The sequence below is a fragment of the Winogradskyella ouciana genome, assembly GCF_009709615.1.
In the GTDB taxonomy this organism is placed as follows: Bacteria; Bacteroidota; Bacteroidia; order Flavobacteriales; family Flavobacteriaceae; genus Winogradskyella; species Winogradskyella ouciana.
This window is the reverse complement of record NZ_WJYA01000003.1, coordinates 171861-190729: the sequence shown is the minus strand read 5'-3', so window position 1 is coordinate 190729 and position 18869 is coordinate 171861. Positions and strand designations below refer to the sequence as shown.

The following is an 18869-nucleotide window of genomic DNA, read 5'->3' as shown; positions in this document are numbered from 1 at the left end:
CATTTTACATATACGTTTCAATAAAGTTGTGAAGTTTAAGTGTGGTGTCCAATAAATTCAAACCAATCCAGCCATGACCTTCGTTAGGATATAAGGTGAACTCGTGGGTTACATTGAGTGCTTCAAGTTTATCACGCATGTCAGTACCTTGTGTTGTGGGTATTAATGGATCTTGTCCACCATAAAACAATATGGTTGGTGGAGCAGAAGATGTTACTCTGTGATATGGGCTTACGTCTTCCAAAAATTCAGTTGTGGCATCAATACCAAAAGTGTTAAACAACTCTTCAAAAACAGGATTATTGGATTCTGTGTAAGCTGGATCTGTAAAATTTGTCGGTCCAACAACGCTACATACCATTTCTACTTGGCTATCACCATCAAAAGCATAACTCCAAAGCAACGATAAATGTGCTCCAGCACTTGTACCAATAAATCCTATATCGTCAGAAATGCTGTAGTAATTTTCATTGGCCTCTAAATAATCTACAACCGTAGTAATATCATTTATTTGCATTGGGTAGGGTGGGTTGTTTTCATCCGCAAGCCTGTAATTCATATTCACAATGGCATAACCCGTCATCTGTGTTTTTATATAGTCTTTAAAGGCGTTCATATCTGCTTTGTCACCAGCTGTCCAACCACCACCATGGACGAGAATCACTGTTTTGGTATTAGAACTTCGATTAGCTGGAAGGTATAAATCAAAAACCTGATCACTATCATTTCCGTAGGAAATATTGAATTCTTCATAGGCAACAAGGGGATTTAAGGCTTCTGGATCATTATTATTGTTTGAATCGTCAGAATTACAGGATAAAAACCCTATGATAGTAAATAAATAAACGAACAAATATTTAGGTCTTTTCATATTGAAAAATTATTTACATTGTAAACGTCTTTTGTAAGATACATATTATGGCAGAATTTATTAGAATATATCCTGAAAATCCGAATCCAAAAGAAATTCAAAAAGCGGTAAAAATCTTAAAGAATGGTGGTTTGGTAATTTACCCAACAGACACCGTTTATGGGTTGGGTTGCGATATTACCAAGATGAAGGCTTTAGAACGTATTGCACTAATTAAAGGGGTGAAGCTCGAGAAGTCGAATTTTTCGTTTGTGTGTGAAGATTTAAGCAACCTTAGTGACTATGTTAAACAAATTGATACAACCACATTCAAGATTTTAAAGCGCGCCTTGCCTGGACCCTATACTTTTATTTTGCCTGGTTCTAAAAATTTGCCTAATCCGTTTAAAAAACGGAAGACCGTAGGTATTAGAGTGCCAGATAATTCTATTGCTTTGGCTTTGGTCAATGCGCTAGGAAATCCTATAGTTTCTACATCCATTAGAGATGAGGATGATGTTATTGAGTACACCACAGACCCAGAATTAATTCTTGAGAAATGGGACAAATTGGTCGATTTGGTCATTGACGGAGGCTATGGAGATAATGAAGCATCTACGGTTATTGATTTGTCAGTTGAGCCTCCTGAAGTCATTAGGGAAGGCAAGGGAAGTCTTGAAATTTTCTAAGCTGCTTTTAAAACGCTTGATGCTTTTCTAGCATTCAAATAAAACAGAGTTATTGAAATCACTCCACAGACGAGAAATCCAATAAATAAAGGAGTCACAGTGTCCTCGACAAAACTTCCGATATAATTAGCAATAGGTACAGCCATTACGGTAGAAATGAAACCGTTTAAGGCAGAACCAATACCTGCGATATGTCCTAAAGGTTCCATGGCCAAGGCTCTTAGATTTCCGAATAAAAATCCGATAGTAAAAAATTGAATGGCAAAGAATGTAATCAGTATTTCAATGCTTGGATTGTTGCCAGAGTGAAATATGAGTATGAATATCAAAGAGGTGATGATAAAGCTCCACATGGATATATGTACAATGCGCTTCATACCAAATCTTACGACCAATTGACTGTTCATAAAAGTTGCCAAGCCAACTGATATGGCGAGACTTGCAAATATAAGCGGGAATTCTTCTGCCAAATCATATTGCTTTTCAAAGATGAGTTGTGATGTACTAAGATATACCATAAAGGAACCTGTAATAAATCCTGAAAGTAAAGTGTAAATTACTGCAGGTCTTATTTTGAAAAATTGAGTGGTTCCTGTTTTAAATATAGAAAGTCGATATGGGATTTTGTACTTGTCTTTTAAGGTTTCGGGCTGTCTTAACCAAAACCAAATCATAACCAAAACACCAAAGACTAGTGTAAAAGTGAAAATGAATTTCCATCCATAATAATTCATTAGGAATTGTCCCAAAGTAGGTGCAACCACGGGTACCAAAATGAAGACCATAACCACAATCGACAGAATTTTTGCCATATAGTCACCATCGTAAGAATCTCTTACCATAGCTATAGACATTGTTCTTGGTGCAGCTAAACCTACACCTTGCAAAACCCTTCCCAAAAGCATAATTTCAAAACTTCTGGTAGTTACACAGATAATAGAGGCAATTATGAATATGGCAAAACCTATGTAAACAATAGGTTTACGACCAAGACTATCGGACAATGGTCCTAAAATCAACTGACCAAAACCTAATCCCAAAAAAATAGAGGTAATCAGTTTTGGGTTGTTACTTGGGTCAACAACACTCAAATAATCACCAATCATTGGTAATGCAGGCAACACCGCATCAATGGATAAGGCTACAATAGACATTAACGCAGCCATTAAGACTACAAATTCTAATTGGGATCGCTGTTGGTTTTGCATGGTGCAAAAGTAAGTCAATTAATGCCTATTTTTGAGAAGTAAGAATACAATAACGGAACATTAACATTCACAAAAACAATAGTATGTCCACAGACAGTTTAATAAAGCTATTTAAGAGAGATTTAAGTAAATTAAAAGAAGAAATAAATGGCTATAAAGTTGAATCTAATCTCTGGTTAACACCAGGTGAAATAACAAATTCAGCAGGACACTTAGGACTTCATTTGGTTGGAAATTTGAATCATTTTATTGGTGCGGCATTAGGAAACACAGGCTATATAAGACAACGCGATTTGGAATTTTCACTTAAAGATGTGCCAAGGATAGAATTAATAAAACAAATTGACGATACTATTGTCGTTGTTGAAAATACGTTGTCAAAACTTACACCACAGGATTTAGAACAACAATACAAACATCGTGTGTTTGAAAAACCGACTTCTACAGAATATTTTCTAGTGCATTTAGCAATGCATTTGGCTTATCATTTGGGGCAAGTTAATTACCATAGAAGACTAATAGAGAAGTGAAGGACAGCATTAATTAATGCATTTCAGAATATTCTTAACGCAATAGATTTAAATAGGCGTAACTTTTATTATAAGTGCTATTAATTGCAATATCTTTGTTATATGCACAAAATTTTAAAGATGAAAGCCTCAATAGTTTTAATTGCATGTTTGTCTATATGCTTTAATATAAATGCACAAGAACTTTCTAATTCACAAATTAAGGATTTAATTAAAACCTATAAAAGTGATATACGAGGTCCATATCACCGTATAAAATGGTTTTGTGAAGATGATAGCATCAGAGAGGCAAGAGATCCGTGCCCTGATAGTATTGGTGGTGGCATTCAACATGCCACATTTAAGGAAAGCGCCTTAAATCTTAGAAAAACCAATAGCCTTTATTTGGGTGAAATATTGGCATCGAACGATATATATCCATTTCTGGATAAAACCAACAATTTTAACCGCTTAAAACAATACCAACTGAATAAATACTTAGCAAGCATCGATGATGGTTGGATACTTCGAAAAGGACAATTTTATAGAGGCGCCATACAGTCTGAAGACGAAGAAGCTTGGGGAAAAGAATTTTTTGAGACTATTCTGAAAGATGAAGAACTTATAAAGCAAAATTATTTTTTAATTAAGCAAGCTTTAAAGGATATTCCACATAATGGAGATAGCAATGTTGCTCAATTGATGCGCAGTCAATCCAAAACCATTTCAGAGGAATACGAGCCGTTTATGGATCTAAGAATTAAAATTCACGGACAGCCTGAAGCTTCAGATGTAGAAAAGGTGATAAGGTTTTACGACAAGCATCAACCTAAATTATCTAATGCCATAAAAGATGATTTTGTGGAATTGATTTCCACCATGCGTGAAAATTATGCGCCTCTGGACTTATCAAAGTTTATGTCTGAAATAAAGAAACTGGCTTTAGACAATGAGGTAACTCAGCATTTATTGGATTTTGTAACGACCAATGAAGGTGTGGAGGTTGATGTCATAATTCCTAACATTACCGAAGCTTTAAATGCTATACGAGAAGGCTTAACTACGTTTTCTTCATCAAAAGATAGATTAACGGTATTGGATATCTCGAATGATCTTGAACACTTTTTTTTGACCAAAATACAGGAATGGCAACCCCAAAACCTTCAACAAAATTTTTATAAAATAATGAATTTAGTTTGTGCAGCAAACGGTACAGGTCTGATTGAAGAATGGGAATACAATGCAATAGAGCATCAGTTGACCACAATATATACGGCAAATGAACTTACTATTGAAAAGCTTGCTGAATTTTTAAATATTTCGCGCAGTGTGGTAGAATGGAGCGCAGCAATGGCCAAATCAAATTATGCTGAAGTTGTAAATACCTATACGGAATTTGAACCATTGGCTTATGGATTTATTGATGATAGAGTGAGAAGTAGTGTAGCATTAAGTCTTGGAGAGTCCGTTAGCAAACTAGGGAACTTTTTTGCCGATATTACTGATTTAAATAATGATGTTGTAGGTGTTGATAACGCAAGTAGTTTTAGAGGTTTAAATCCAGGATATGCGTATGGCGAGTTGGTGGTTGTCGATGGTAACCCTGATCATGTTGATGTGGATTCCAAGAAGATTTACATTTTTGAGAGACCACCTTCAGACTTAAAACCTGTAGCCGGTATAATGACCGTTTCAGAAGGAAACTTAGTGTCTCATGTACAATTATTGGCAAGAAATTTAGGGATACCAAATGCAGCATTGTCTTATGATAATCTAAAAGCACTGAAATCTTATCACGGTAAAACCGTATTCTATGCTGTTTCAAATAAAGGTAATTTAATCCTAAAAGAAGCGGATGATATGTCCTCAACAGAAAAAGGACTATTTGAGAAAAAGGAGCGTAATAAAAGTATGGTTGAGGTGCCAGTGGATCAAATTCAACTTAATAAAACAAAGGTTATTAGTATGCGCGACTTAGATGCTAATGATTCAGGGAAAATTTGTGGACCTAAAGCAGCTAATTTAGGTGAATTGAAAAATATGTTTCCTGAGAATGTCGTAGAAGGTCTAGTGATTCCCTTCGGAGTTTTTAGACAACATATGGATCAGCAAATGCCAGGTCAGTCTAAAACGTATTGGGAATATCTTAATAATACGTTTAATACAGCTCAGCAAATGCAAAATGAAGGTAAAAGTGATGATGACGTAGAGGCATTTCAATTAGCTGCTCTGGATAAGCTTCATAAAGCTATAGTTAATATTGACCTAAGACTAGATTTTGTTTCAGATTTAAAATCTCAATTCAGATCCATATTTGGTAATTCCATAGGAAACGTCCCTGTGTTTTTACGTAGTGATACTAACATGGAAGATCTTAAGGAATTCACAGGTGCAGGACTAAATCTCACTCTGTTCAACATATTAGATGAAAACGAAATTATATCAGGTATAAAGCGCGTCTGGGCTTCAGCATATACAGAACGCAGTTTTAAGTGGAGACAAAAATATTTATCCAATCCAGAAAATGTATTCCCGTCGATTTTAATTATTCCAAGTGTAGATGTGGATTATTCTGGTGTTATGATTACTAAAGGCATCAACTCTGGGAATGTTGATGATTTAACGGTTGCTTTTAGTCGTGGTGCAGGTGGAGCGGTAGATGGACAATCTGCCGAAACACGGCTCATTACAAATGACAATAATTATTTACTAAGTCCAGCACGCCAACCCGATTATATAAGGCTGCCAAAGAGCGGAGGCACTAAAAACCACTATACAGCTTTTAATGAACCGATATTAAACTCCCAAAATATTGAAGATATAAGGAAAATCGCAAAAAAGGTGAGGGCTAAAATGGATTCTGAAGGCGGCTCTAAATCGCAAGCCTATGATGTGGAATTTGGATTTAAGGATAATAAATTGTGGTTATTTCAGATTCGACCTTTTGTGGAGAATAAATCTGCCAAAAGTTCTGAATATCTAGCATCCATAGCACCAGAAATTGATAATAATAAGGTTATTAATCGTAAAGCAAATTTACAATGATGAAAAAGATTTTAAAAATAACAACCGTTTTGGCCATAGCCATATCCTTTGGTTTTACGATTTATCCTATTGATGGATATGAGTCAACAGGCATCAAACGTCTTTACCAGATTCAGAAGCTTGTGGAGGATAGTGTACCCTATAATCGTATTCCACCAGGTGCATATAAAAAACTAGAGGATATTAAATTAAACCTGACATCGATTGAAGATAGTATCGATGCGATATTAGAAGAGGACGATGAATTTTCTAAACGAATTAATCGTTTGTTCCCTAGTGGTAATTATTCTGCTGCCGTTTTGGATATGTCTAATCCCAAGGATTTAAAATATTCTGAATATAGAGAGAATGTAGGTTATCAACCTGGTAGTGTTGGTAAAATAGCAGTACTGAATGCTGTCTTTTATCAAATGGCAAAAATTTGTCCGGATTCGTGGGAAGATCGTGTAATGTATTTAAAGGATATTGAGGTATCGGCTAGATATTGGGGAACAGGAGATCATCATACAGTTCCTTTTTACGATATAGAAAAAGATAAATTGGTAAAGCGCCAAGTTATTGCTAGCGATGTGTTTTCACTTTACGAATGGTTAGACCATATGGTTTCTGTCAGTAACAATGGTGCCGCAAGCGTTATGTATCGAGAAGCTATGTTGATGGCAGCTTTTGGTGCAGACTATGTAAATTTAACTGAAGACCAAGCTGAAACCTATTTCAAAGAAACACCGAGAGATTCATTGACCAATTTGGCGCATAGTGTGGTTAATGATCCCTTACGTGAAATTGGAATTACAGAAGATGAATGGAGATTGGGTGGTCTATTTACTCGAGGACCAGGAAAATATGTAGGTAGAAAGGGTGGGAGTATAGGAACTCCTAAAGGACTCATGAAATATCTGGTGCAATTGGAACAAGGCAAAATCATTGATAAAAAATCTAGTTTAGAGATGAAACGCCTGCTTTATTTAACCGACAGGCGTATTAGATATGCAAAATCTTCACGATTGGATAGTGCAGCAGTGTATTTTAAATCGGGAAGTTTTTACAAGTGCGACAGAGAGAAAAATCCCGATTGTAAAAAATATGCAGGTAATGTATTTAATTATATGAATTCTGTCATTATTGTTGAACATGATGAGGGAGTGAAATATATTGTATGCCTAATGACCAACGTACTAAATAAAAACTCAGCGGGAGCACATATGTACTTGGCGAGTAAGATTGATGATCTCATTACTATGGATAACTCTAAGCCCGAGGTTAAAGAAGTGCCATACAAAGATGATGAAGATACAAGTAATGATGGCGAAGATTAATGGTTCACTAATTTTTGCTGGTCTAAAATAGCAAGGGTCTTAATTGCAAATTCTTGAACTTCTTTATTTTTCTGAAATGTTTGTTTATGAACCAATGTTCTATAGGATTTGTCCTTAAGGGTACTTATGAGATATAGGACTTCGAGTTTTATACGTTTACCACGTTTTGCTAGTAGACTCCGTATTAACTCATATTCGCTCATAAACTCAATTTGCAGTTGGGACTTTACCGATGTATCATCACTATTTACATTATAATATTCTACTAGTGGTAGAATCTTTTCCTTTAGTTGACTTTGAAGCAAATTATCTAAAAATTCCAAGGCATTAATTTGTGCTTCTTTTACTTCGCTCATTAACCCTGAATAACTTACCTCTATATCTGCCTCATCATACAACAACGCCAACAATTTAAAAATCGATTTTAGGCTGGTGATCAATTGCTCGTCCAATACTACAATTATACTTTTTCTGGCAATTTTGAGTTCTCTTTTTTGGTCTATATTTAAATTGTTACTCACATCAGAAGCCAACATATGTCTTATTGAAGCTAAAGCATCCAAAGTTTCTTTTCCATATCGACATTCCTTAATAATTTCCTTTTTCAATCGTCGTTTGTTAAAGTATAAGTTCTCATTTTGGGATTTGAGTTTAATAAGCGCTTTGGTTGCTTCAAACCTTATGATCACATCCTTGCTTTTAAGCAAACGCATCAAAATTTTAACGGATTTTTGATTGTTAAAAGATCTAACTAATGTTGGTATATGGCGTTTAGCATCATTGTTTAGTTCATCGTTTTTTTCCAGTTTTAAAATTGTATTTGCTATAGCACTACTATAATTTTTTAGAGCATTAATAGCTGCTTTTCTATAGGGTTTTTCGGCCAGATACTGAACTAATATCTTAGTGTATTGTTCATTACTGGTTAAACCTGCTGCTTCTATGGCGCTCTTTACTATTATTGGATTCTTATGTTGTAGGTTAACGTTAATATAGGTATAATACTTTTCGAGCTTTGCATTTGCAATAGTGAGCAACAATTTAGAAATTTCAGCTGCTCTCAATTCATCATCATTTATAAAACAATCATTTAATCTGGTAACAATGCGCTGTTCTAAATTAAATCGTTTAGATAAATTTTGATTATCACTAATTTCTTCAGAAAGACATAACAGTGCAGAACTTGAAATATATGGATCACTATGATCTAAATATTCATTAAAAAAACTATACTGGGAAATACTTGAATGCTCTAAAATATAAGATAATGCCGCTTGTACTAGTTGGTCATCATTAGAATAAATTAGTGGTTTTATTTTTTCAATGGCCACCCCTTTATCATATTTGTACAATTGTTTAATGACTTCGGTTTTTACCTTATTTGAAGGGAAATCCAACAGCGCGATAATTTCAGATCTTAATGTTCTTATTTTATATATACTAAAACGGTCGAGTATGGCTAAAATTTCATCTTCATCTCCAGATTGTAGAACAGATCTTGTTAGACCAATTGCTGTTTCCTTTCGATGTGGTTTATCTTTTATTGAATCTTTAACGAGGTTTCGTCTAATATTTTGTCTAAAGGAATTGAAGTAAGCTTCCCTAAGTTTATAGATTAGAATAATCCAAACAAATGTAAATAGTAATATGATAACTGTGATATATGTAGTAGGTAAATCGAAACGCTTAATAAATAAGATTAGCATAAGGCCTGCCAAACCTGTGGCAATACTATCTACAGCTACATCAATAAACGACTTTGCCTGATTTTTTATATTAAAAGGAATTGGCATGACAGACAATTCTACAGCGGCCTTATTTAGAGATTGCTTAAAACTACCATCAATACCTTTGATAATTACTAATACCCATAATTCAGGAAAAGTTAAGAATAGCAAACTTCCTACAGCCAATCCTAAAGGAAGGATTAATAGTGTACTTGCAACGCCTAATTTACTCAGTACCTTATTTGTAACAAACAGTTGTAAACATAATGCGATGACATTAAACGATGAAAACCAAAAACCAAAAAATGAAGCCAGTTCATCAGGATCTCGTATGGCTTTATTTGCAAAATCGCTAAATTGAAAATCCACAAGTTTTGCTACGATAACACCAAAGCCAGTAATTAATGCTAAATACGTAAGATGTTTTGATTTTGATATGATCTTATAGGCAGGCTCTTGAGTCTCTGTATCCTGATATTTGCGTTGTGCTCTTACATAACTACTCAATCGTTTAATACGTATACTCCAAATTTTACGTAAAATAGGAATACATACTAAAAGAAAAATACCAGCTATTATAATGGCAGTGACATTACCGAATGCTGAAGCGATGAGACTTGTGAGATAACCACCGAAAATTCCTCCAGCTATGGCACCTGCACCAATAAATCCGAATAATCGTTTCCCCTCTCTTGAGTTAAACACAAGGTTGGCCAAAATCCAAAATTGAGAAGTAGTGATAACAGCAAAGAGCGAAACACCGATATAATAAGTATAGAGCAGCCATTCGCCTAGGTTAGCAAAGGTTATTATGAGGCCAAGTGCTATAAAGCTAAAACTAAAAAATAATAACGATAAACTCGTTACTCTAAGAAATGAAAATTGTTTAACCCATCGGTTGTAGAAATAAGTGGTTATTACGGCTATTAAAGCTACCATAAGATAACCATAGGGCAGTTGCTCAGCGCCTAATTCTGATAGGAATAAAGCATTAACTATTGGCTTTATAATAAGCAATACGTTAATAATCAGGAATATATAAATCTGCATTAAAAAAGAGATGTATATTTCACCATCTCTTATTCCAAAAGTTTTATTTAAAAAGGTCCTGATCATTAAGTTTAAATTCAGATTTTAGTCTCCTTTTCCAAATTACGAGCTTTTTTCATTACACGCTCTAAAGGCACCACTAAATCTCTAATTATTTTCTCGCCAAAATCATTATCTATCAATGCTACAATAATGTAACGTCTGTTAGGTCCCCAAACTAATGCTGAATCTGAATGATAGTTTCTCCACGATCCCGATTTTCTATAAATTTTAGCTCTTGGTGCAATTTTGTCGAGGGTATTAACAAATTTATGATGCAATGCTGGATCTTTCATAATCTCTAGCATCTCCTTTGAACGCTCATCGCTAATTAAATTACCCATTACCAATTGATAATAAAAACTGCACACTTGCATTGTGGTTGCTGCGTGACTTAAATTTTTAAGCGGCTCACGATTGGTATCTCCGCCACCTCCATAACGTTTTCCTACCCAAAGACCACCACCTGTTTCTTCGTCATATAATTTATGCTTAGGTGCTCTTAGTACAGCTTCTATCTTTTCATAACCCACACGATCTATCATTCTCGTAGTAGCTGCGTTATTAGACTTACTTATCATAAGTCTCATATCTTTTCTTATTTCTTTAGTATCTTCTAATTCACCATTTTCAATCGCATCCATAGATGCTAATAAAACAGCAATTTTTGGGAGACTAGCAGCGTACATCATTAGATTATCATTGATACCTGCATATTTAATATTGCTCATGTCGGTTAGGTCAACAATTCCTATAGCCATTAAATTCTTGGCAACTAATCCTTTCCATAAAGCGTTTTTGTCTATTTCCTTTTTTAAGATATTTTGAAGATTCGTGTTTCTCAGTTCCGAAATTTTATTGATGGAATCGGTTGTTTCTACAGGTAGTTGCATATCTATCTTTTTCTGTAATGTTATAGATGTATCAGCAACAAATTGTTTAGGCTTTATTTGAGATTCACAACTTAAAGTTGTAATAAAAAAAATTAATAATATTATTTTATTCATTGTGTTTTTTGGTTTATAAATTCTACCATATACGTACAAGATGCATACCATTGGTTAACCTACTAGTAAAATTATAGGAAATATTTAACATTATATCTATTGACCTCTTTACATATGGTAAGTACAGCTAATATATAATAAGGATTTATAAAGGAATATTACCATGTTTTCGCAAAGGTTTAACAATTTCTTTATTTTCTAGCATAGCAAACGCTTTAATGAGTTTACGTCTCGTATTGTGAGGTAGAATCACTTCATCGATAAAACCACGTTCGGCTGCACTATATGGATTGGCGAACAGTTCAGCATACTCAGCTTCTTTTTCTTTCCATTTGGCTTCTTTATCTTCAGCAGCGGAGATTTCACGTTTAAAAATAATTTCGGCAGCACCTTTTGCTCCCATTACAGCAATTTCGGCATTTGGCCATGCAAAATTCATGTCAGCTCCAATGTGTTTAGAGTTCATGACGTCATAAGCTCCACCATAAGCTTTTCTGGTAATTACTGTAACTCTTGGTACGGTTGCTTCGCTAAAAGCATAGAGCAATTTTGCACCATTAGTGATGATGGCATTCCACTCTTGATCTGTTCCAGGTAAAAATCCTGGAACATCTTCTAAAACCAATAAGGGTATATTAAAACAATCGCAAAAACGTACAAAACGAGCCGCTTTTGTAGAACTATCAACATCTAAAACACCAGCCAAAAACATAGGCTGATTGGCAACAATACCAATAGATTTGCCACCTAAACGCGCAAAACCTACGATGATATTTTCAGCAAAGTCTTTATGAATTTCATAAAAAGAATTGGCATCGATAATGCCTTCAATCACTTGATGCATATCGTAAGGTTTATTAGCATTTTCCGGAACGATAGAATCTAATGCGTCTCGGACTTCTTCTTTAATTTCAAAAGGAATATCTAAAGGTTTTTCTTTATTGCTTTGAGGTAAATAACTCAATAATTGTTTAACATCTTCTAAACATTCCACATCATTAGATGAGGTTTTGTGAGCAACACCAGATTTTGAAGCATGTACACTTGCACCACCTAGTTCTTCGCTTGTAACTTCCTCGTTAGTTACTGTTTTTACCACATTTGGACCAGTAACAAACATATAACTTGTATTTTCTACCATCAACGTAAAATCGGTCATAGCAGGAGAATAAACCGCTCCACCTGCACATGGTCCCATTATTGCTGAAATCTGAGGAATCACACCGGAAGCCTGAACATTTCGATAAAAAATATCAGCATAACCACCTAAAGAACGTACACCTTCTTGGATACGTGCTCCACCAGAATCATTTAAACCAATAACAGGAGCACCAACATTAACAGCCATATCCATAATTTTACAGATTTTTTCTGCATGTGTTTCCGAAAGAGAGCCTCCAAATACGGTGAAGTCTTGCGCAAACACATAAACTAATCTACCATTTACGGTTCCATAACCAGTAACCACTCCATCTCCATAGAATTTTTGGTTTTCCATCCCGAAATCCTTGGTTCGGTGTGTGACTAAGGCACCAATTTCTTCAAATGAACCTTCATCTAAAAGATACATCACACGCTCTCTTGCGGTTAGTTTTTTCTTTTGATGTTGTTTGTCTATTCGTTTTTGTCCGCCTCCTAATTTGGCTTGTTCAAGTTTGTCGTTTAGTGTTTTTATTTTGTCTTCCATGCTATTCTTGTTTCTCGCAAAGGCGCTAAACCTGTCTGCCGACAGGCAGGGGCGCAAAGCTGGATATGTTTTTAATTTTATTTTTGCTTACTGCTTACTGCTTACTGCTTACTGCTTACTGCTTACTGAATTCGGTAATCGTAATAACTTCTGATCTTCTAAATAACGCTTCAATGCAATCTTTGCTGCTATCTCAGCTTCTTTTTTATGTTGCTCTTCTAAAAGACTAGGTGAATAGTACTTTTTAACAAAATGGGTGTCAAAATTTCCACTTCTAAAAGCCTCGTGCTCACAAACGAAACGTCCGAAAGCTAATGTGGTTTCTACACCTTTTATATGATAATTGTCAATAGCTTTTATCATTAATTCTATAGCTTCTTCACGTGTTTCACCATAAGTAATCAATTTAGAAAGCATTGGGTCATAATAGATTGGGATATCCATGCCTTCTTCAAAACCATTATCTACTCTAATATTTTTTCCTTCTGGAAGTTGATATACTTCTAAATTACCAACACTTGGTAAAAAGTCATTCATAGGATCTTCTGCATAAACACGAAGTTCTAAAGCATGACCATTAATTTTTAAATCTTCCTGTTTAATATCTAATTTTTCGCCTCTGGCAACTTTAATCTGAAGTTCTACTAAATCCACATCAGCGATCCATTCAGAAACTGGGTGCTCAACCTGTAGCCTAGTATTCATTTCTAGGAAATAAAAATTCAGGTTTTCATCTAAAAGGAATTCGACAGTACCAGCTCCAATGTAATCACAAGAGCGTGCTACATTGATAGCAGCTTGTCCCATTTCTTCCCTTAAATCTGGTGTTAACACGGCCGAAGGTGCTTCTTCAACGACTTTTTGATGACGTCGCTGTACAGAACACTCACGCTCAAAGAAATGCAGATAATTACCATGCATATCTGCCATCACTTGAATTTCGATATGTCTTGGAGATGCCACATACTTTTCTATAAAAACAGAACCATCGCCAAAAGCATTTTTTGCTTCACTGATTGCTCTATCCATTTGCGATTCGAATTCAGCAGCATTCTCAACAATACGCATCCCTTTTCCGCCACCACCAGCAGAGGCTTTTATGAGAATAGGAAAGCCTATCTCATTCGCGATTTTTTTTGCTTCAGGAATATCTGTAATCGCTTCGTCTGTACCAGGAACCATCGGGATATCATAGGCTTTTACGGTATCTTTAGCCGCTAACTTGCTTCCCATAACTTTAATAGCATGGGATTTAGGACCGATGAATATGATATTGTTTTTCTCGCATAACTCAGCAAAGTCTGCATTTTCACTTAGGAAACCATAACCAGGATGTATGCCATCAACATTCAATGATTTAGCAACGTCTATAATTTTATTTCCTTTTAAATAGGATTCATTTGACGGAGCAGGACCAATACAAACAGCTTCATCAGCATATTTTACGTGTGGTGAACTTCTATCAACTTCAGAAAAAACAGCAACGGTTTTGATGCCCATTTTTTTCGCCGTTCTCATGACGCGAATGGCAATTTCTCCTCTGTTTGCGACTAATATTTTTTTCATACTATTCAAACTCAATTAAAAGTGCATTTTTATCTACCGTTTCTCCTTGCTTCACGCTTATGGATTTAATCACTCCATCTCTAGGTGAGTTAATTACATTTTCCATTTTCATGGCTTCAAGAATTAACAATGCATCGTTTTCTTTAACCTCTTGTGCCTCCTTAACATTAATTTCTAAAATTAATCCTGGCATCGGAGCTTTAATGTCATTGACTTGTTTTGATGCACCTATTTCAAAACCTAGAGCCTCAATTTGCTGGTCTAAAGCATCATTGATAGAAACTTCATAGATATTGTTGTTAACCTTTACGGAGTAAAACTTCTTATTGAAATCTGATTCTACTATTGAAGCTTTAATGGTGGTATTATCTTGTATAACATGATAGTGATTAGACGTTGTTTCTATAGCGTCTAGGGTTTCCATAGTGTCTTTAGAGATATCGAAACTATGAGAACTGTTAACTTTTATTTTGTACATAACTGTGGAATTATATTGCAAATATAGCTGTAAAGCGATGCCTAAAATATGAAATTAATCATGGTTTAGAAAGTCTTGAGGTGGTTTAAAATTTGAAGCTTCCTGATGACGCTTAATGGCTTTTCTTGAAAGTATGATAGCCACGATTAAAGAAATGAATGCTCCAATTGAAATTCCTGGAATAAATCCAATAAATAGAAAGAAATCATAGGCTCCATGAAAAATTACTGCCAATAAAAGACCAGTCATATTGAGTAGAAATCTATTGCCAGAGAATTTAGCCTTGCCCATATAATATCCCATTAAAATCCCAAACGTGGCATGAGCTGGCACTGCGGTAAATGCTCTTAAAACGGCAGTCTCAAAACCACCTTGTAATACATACATAATATTTTCTGTACAGGCAAAGCCCATTGAGACCATAACAGCATACATGATACCATCAAAAGGTTCGTTAAAAGCTTTTCTGGGTTGCGCAAAATATTTTACGATCACGTACTTACTAAATTCTTCGGAAAGGGCAACAACAATAAAGGCCTGGATAAACTGTTGCCATACACTATATTCATCTGTAATTGGTATAAAACGTCCAGTGAATAGGTAGAGTAAAGTCACAATTATAATACTTACAATACCACCAAAAAGAAAACTGGACAAAAGCAGGCCAATGGGTTCTTTTTCGTATTTATCTTGAAAGTATATGTATATAATAATCACCATTACTGGTGCAACTGCCATAAGCAATAAATTCATAAGCCTAGTTTTTCTTTTATAGAGTTCTGCACAAAAGTATAGTAAGATTTGTTAGATGGAATAAAGTGATGATTTGTATCGCTATGTTTTAAAAGCTTTTCAAATTCATCAAATGAAACTAATTTTAGAGCCTCAACTTCGTCTTCTTGTGGTTGTAGTTTATTTAGACCAACTTTTAATTCAGTAATAAAAACTTGATGAAACTCATTATCTTGAATCTCACCATAACTAGTTTCATGTAGAAAAGTGCCTATTTTATGAAGATTATGTGGCTTTAATGCCAATCCAATTTCTTCTTTAGTTTCTCTCAGAGCAGCATCTATAAAAGATTCGCCAGCATCAATATGACCTGCTGCAGAAACATCCCAAAGTAAAGGATGAATGTTTTTCTTATGCGAACGTTGTTGTAAAAGAATTTCACCTTTTTTGGTGTACAACCATAGATGAATTGTATTGTGATACCAGCCATTTTTATGCGCTTCAGATTTTAAAGCGGTTTTACCTGTAGGTTGGCCATCCTTAGTGACTATGTCAATGTATTCATCCAAGTTTTTAGGGTTATAAATGTGAGGCTAAACACTTAATTAATGGTTTAAAATCTTCCGAAGTGTTGTATAAATGACAAGAAATTCTAATATAGTTACCTCTAAACGATACAAATATATTTTTGCTAAAGAGGTCTTTTTTTAAGGCATGCAAATCAATATTTTCAGGTAGTTCAATACCAAAGAGGTGATGAGATCTGTAGTTGTCGTCTTCAATTTTACAGCCTAAGGCTTTTAGTTCTTTTACAGCATCTTTGGAAATTTCCTTGCAATACTCTTGAATTGCCTTTGGAGTCCACTCAATAACTTGTTTAAGTGCCTCAATTTGCATTTTTACGTAAATAAAGTTGCCACTTTCACCAACACAATATCTATTGGCTTTACTTTTATAGTTGTCTTGGTAGTTAGTCAATCCGGTAAAATCTTCGCTATGTAATCGATTGGACCAGTTTTCTTCAATTGGGTTTCCGTTATCAAAGTAAGGTCCAAAATAACCATAAGCACAGCCATAAGGTCCAAATAGCCACTTGTAGCCAGCACAAATTAAAGCATCTGGTTGTATGTCTTTTACAGAGAAAGGTAAAGCTCCAACACTTTGGCTACCATCGATTATTAACAATGAATTATTAGTCTTTGCCTTTACACTAATAGCTTTTAAATTAAATAGGCTACCGTTAGACCAATGAATATTACCCATGGCCACTAAAGCAGTTTTTTCATTAATGGCGGAAAGAATATCTTCATTCCATTGTCTTACAGTTTCAGGAGCTTTTATAACCACCAATTTTGCATTGTATTTTTTTGCAAGTTTCCTCCAGGAATACATATTACTTGGAAACTGCTCGTCTATCACCAGAATTTCATCACCTTCAGTTAAGATAATATTATTGGCCACTGTTGCCATACCATATGATACAGAAGGTATAGTCGCAATACGATTGTAATCTTCTGCATCTATAAGCTCAGCAAACAATTTTTTAAGTTCTATTACAGGTTCAAAATAGTCTGAAATCCTTATGGTGTGAGGATGATTTTTTTGTTTTAAGCCTTCTAGCCCAGCATCATAAATAGCCTTAAAAGCAGGTGACTGACTCGCAATATTTAAATAAGTGATATCTTCTGGGATATCAAATAGATGTTTTTGATTTTTTAAAGCCATTACCGAGTTATATATATAATTTATAAGATATTTAAAAAGCCTCAAAAAATGAGGCTTATGTTTTATTTAAAATAACTAAACGTCTCTCCGTCTTTTATCTTTAATAGTGTTTCGTATATCAACTTAATAACGTTTTCTACATCATCTTTGTGCACCATCTCTACAGTTGTATGCATATAACGTAAAGGAAGCGAAATTAAGGCAGAAGCAACACCTCCATTACTGTAAGCAAAAGCATCTGTATCTGTTCCTGTGGCTCTAGATAGTGCTGCACGTTGAAACGGAATCTTCTTGGCTTCAGCAGTATCGGTAATTAAGTCCCGCAATTTTTGCTGCACAGCAGGAGCGTAGGCCACCACAGGTCCTTTACCAATTTCTGCCAAGCCTTGTTTCTTTGGTTCTATCATTGGAGTCGTGGTATCGTGAGTTACATCAGTTACAATGGCTACGTTTGGCTTTATGGTTTCAGTAATCATTTGCGCACCTCTCAACCCAATTTCTTCTTGAACTGAATTCGTAACATAAAGTCCAAAAGGGAGTTTCTTTTTGTTTTCATGTAGTAAACGCGCTACTTCAGCTATCATAAAACCACCCATTCTATTATCTAATGCACGACAGACAAATTTGTCTTTATTTAGAATATGAAATCCATCAGGATAGGTAATAACACAACCTACATGCACTCCCATTTTTTCAACTTCATTTTTGTCTTTGGCACCTATATCAATACAAATATTGTCAGGCTTTGGTGGCTCTTCTTTTGATTTGTTTCTGGTATGTATTGCAGGCCAACCAAAAACACCTTTTACAATGCCGTTTTTGGTATGGATATTCACTATTTTACTAGGTGCAATCTGGTGGTCGCTTCCTCCATTACGTACAACGTAGAGTAAGCCTTTGTCTGAAATATAATTTACGTACCAAGAAATTTCATCTGCATGGCCTTCAATAACGACTTTATATTTAGCTTTTGGATTTATCACAGCAACAGCACTACCATAAGTGTCGGTAATGAACTCATCGACGTAAGGTTTAAGGTATTCCATCCATATTTTTTGTCCCTCCCACTCGTAGCCAGTCGGTGATGCGTTATTTAAATATTTTTCTAAAAAGTCTATTGACTTTTTGTTCAGTAATTGTTGTTTAGCCATTCTTGTAAAATTTTTCCCTAAAATAATAATATTAATACGAATTTAAGGTTAGTGGTAGTATTAATTCTTAATTTTGAAAATAAGAAGAAT

Annotated in this window: 15 protein-coding genes; 4 read left to right on the top strand and 11 right to left on the bottom strand. The window is 34.9% G+C overall.

Going from position 1 to position 18869, the window contains the following annotated elements; translation table 11 throughout:
- Window positions 1-4: 4 nt before the first annotated feature.
- Window positions 5-871 (bottom strand): alpha/beta hydrolase, encoded by an 867-nt coding sequence (locus F1003_RS03715; protein ID WP_155087867.1) that lies wholly within the window; start codon window positions 869-871, stop codon window positions 5-7.
- A gap of 47 nt (window positions 872-918) precedes the next feature.
- On the opposite strand from F1003_RS03715, the gene F1003_RS03710 reads away from it, so the two are divergent.
- Complete coding sequence (locus tag F1003_RS03710; RefSeq protein ID WP_155087866.1) at window positions 919-1539, top strand: L-threonylcarbamoyladenylate synthase; 621 nt, start codon at window positions 919-921, stop codon at window positions 1537-1539.
- Here the strand turns inward: F1003_RS03710 and F1003_RS03705 are convergent.
- Window positions 1536-2747, bottom strand: coding sequence for a multidrug effflux MFS transporter (locus F1003_RS03705; RefSeq protein WP_155087865.1), 1212 nt, complete (start codon window positions 2745-2747; stop codon window positions 1536-1538). The two genes, F1003_RS03710 and F1003_RS03705, sit on opposite strands and share 4 nt — an antisense overlap.
- A gap of 83 nt (window positions 2748-2830) precedes the next feature.
- On the opposite strand from F1003_RS03705, the gene F1003_RS03700 reads away from it, so the two are divergent.
- From F1003_RS03700 to F1003_RS03690, 3 genes are all read left to right on the top strand, one after another.
- Window positions 2831-3277: a DUF1572 family protein gene (locus tag F1003_RS03700; protein ID WP_155087864.1), complete on the top strand. Its 447-nt coding sequence runs from the start codon at window positions 2831-2833 to the stop codon at window positions 3275-3277.
- Window positions 3278-3397: 120 nt separating this feature from the next.
- Complete coding sequence (locus F1003_RS03695) at window positions 3398-6301, top strand: PEP/pyruvate-binding domain-containing protein (protein WP_155087863.1); 2904 nt, start codon at window positions 3398-3400, stop codon at window positions 6299-6301.
- A complete protein-coding gene (locus F1003_RS03690; protein WP_155087932.1) occupies window positions 6301-7617 on the top strand; it encodes a serine hydrolase in 1317 nt (438 codons plus the stop codon). The genes F1003_RS03695 and F1003_RS03690 overlap by 1 nt, the downstream gene beginning before the upstream one ends.
- Here the strand turns inward: F1003_RS03690 and F1003_RS03685 are convergent.
- From F1003_RS03685 to F1003_RS03645, 9 genes are all read right to left on the bottom strand, one after another.
- The gene (locus F1003_RS03685; protein ID WP_155087862.1) at window positions 7614-10460 is read right to left on the bottom strand and encodes an Npt1/Npt2 family nucleotide transporter; all 2847 of its coding nucleotides are present in this window, start codon (window positions 10458-10460) and stop codon (window positions 7614-7616) included. The genes F1003_RS03690 and F1003_RS03685 overlap by 4 nt on opposite strands.
- An 11-nt stretch (window positions 10461-10471) precedes the next feature.
- Complete coding sequence (locus tag F1003_RS03680; RefSeq protein ID WP_438695857.1) at window positions 10472-11440, bottom strand: serine hydrolase; 969 nt, start codon at window positions 11438-11440, stop codon at window positions 10472-10474.
- 145 nt (window positions 11441-11585) lie between these two features.
- A complete protein-coding gene (locus F1003_RS03675; RefSeq protein WP_155087861.1) occupies window positions 11586-13127 on the bottom strand; it encodes an acyl-CoA carboxylase subunit beta in 1542 nt (513 codons plus the stop codon).
- 108 nt (window positions 13128-13235) lie between these two features.
- Window positions 13236-14693, bottom strand: a complete 1458-nt coding sequence (accC, locus tag F1003_RS03670; RefSeq protein WP_155087860.1) for an acetyl-CoA carboxylase biotin carboxylase subunit — start codon at window positions 14691-14693, stop codon at window positions 13236-13238.
- Window position 14694: 1 nt separating this feature from the next.
- Window positions 14695-15171, bottom strand: a complete 477-nt coding sequence (locus tag F1003_RS03665; RefSeq protein ID WP_155087859.1) for an acyl-CoA carboxylase biotin carboxyl carrier protein subunit — start codon at window positions 15169-15171, stop codon at window positions 14695-14697.
- Between the two features lie 54 nt (window positions 15172-15225).
- Window positions 15226-15924, bottom strand: a complete 699-nt coding sequence (locus tag F1003_RS03660) for a PrsW family intramembrane metalloprotease (RefSeq protein ID WP_155087858.1) — start codon at window positions 15922-15924, stop codon at window positions 15226-15228.
- Complete coding sequence (locus F1003_RS03655; RefSeq protein ID WP_155087857.1) at window positions 15921-16472, bottom strand: NUDIX hydrolase; 552 nt, start codon at window positions 16470-16472, stop codon at window positions 15921-15923. The genes F1003_RS03660 and F1003_RS03655 overlap by 4 nt, the downstream gene beginning before the upstream one ends.
- Before the next feature lie 10 nt (window positions 16473-16482).
- On the bottom strand, window positions 16483-17628 hold the full coding sequence (locus F1003_RS03650; protein WP_155087856.1) for an aminotransferase class V-fold PLP-dependent enzyme: 1146 nt from the start codon (window positions 17626-17628) through the stop codon (window positions 16483-16485).
- A gap of 62 nt (window positions 17629-17690) precedes the next feature.
- A complete protein-coding gene (locus F1003_RS03645; protein ID WP_155087855.1) occupies window positions 17691-18779 on the bottom strand; it encodes a M42 family metallopeptidase in 1089 nt (362 codons plus the stop codon).
- Window positions 18780-18869: the final 90 nt, after the last annotated feature.

Coding starts and splice junctions, on each gene's coding strand:
- F1003_RS03715 (WP_155087867.1), bottom strand. CDS start 871: ATGAAAAGACCTAAATATTTGTTCGTTTATTTATTTACTATCATAGGG.
- F1003_RS03650 (WP_155087856.1), bottom strand. CDS start 17,628: ATGGCTTTAAAAAATCAAAAACATCTATTTGATATCCCAGAAGATATC.
- F1003_RS03665 (WP_155087859.1), bottom strand. CDS start 15,171: ATGTACAAAATAAAAGTTAACAGTTCTCATAGTTTCGATATCTCTAAA.
- F1003_RS03700 (WP_155087864.1), top strand. CDS start 2,831: ATGTCCACAGACAGTTTAATAAAGCTATTTAAGAGAGATTTAAGTAAA.
- F1003_RS03690 (WP_155087932.1), top strand. CDS start 6,301: ATGAAAAAGATTTTAAAAATAACAACCGTTTTGGCCATAGCCATATCC.
- F1003_RS03710 (WP_155087866.1), top strand. CDS start 919: ATGGCAGAATTTATTAGAATATATCCTGAAAATCCGAATCCAAAAGAA.
- F1003_RS03660 (WP_155087858.1), bottom strand. CDS start 15,924: ATGAATTTATTGCTTATGGCAGTTGCACCAGTAATGGTGATTATTATA.
- F1003_RS03705 (WP_155087865.1), bottom strand. CDS start 2,747: ATGCAAAACCAACAGCGATCCCAATTAGAATTTGTAGTCTTAATGGCT.
- F1003_RS03675 (WP_155087861.1), bottom strand. CDS start 13,127: ATGGAAGACAAAATAAAAACACTAAACGACAAACTTGAACAAGCCAAA.
- F1003_RS03695 (WP_155087863.1), top strand. CDS start 3,398: ATGAAAGCCTCAATAGTTTTAATTGCATGTTTGTCTATATGCTTTAAT.
- F1003_RS03645 (WP_155087855.1), bottom strand. CDS start 18,779: ATGGCTAAACAACAATTACTGAACAAAAAGTCAATAGACTTTTTAGAA.
- F1003_RS03680 (WP_438695857.1), bottom strand. CDS start 11,440: ATGAATAAAATAATATTATTAATTTTTTTTATTACAACTTTAAGTTGT.
- accC (WP_155087860.1), bottom strand. CDS start 14,693: ATGAAAAAAATATTAGTCGCAAACAGAGGAGAAATTGCCATTCGCGTC.
- F1003_RS03685 (WP_155087862.1), bottom strand. CDS start 10,460: ATGATCAGGACCTTTTTAAATAAAACTTTTGGAATAAGAGATGGTGAA.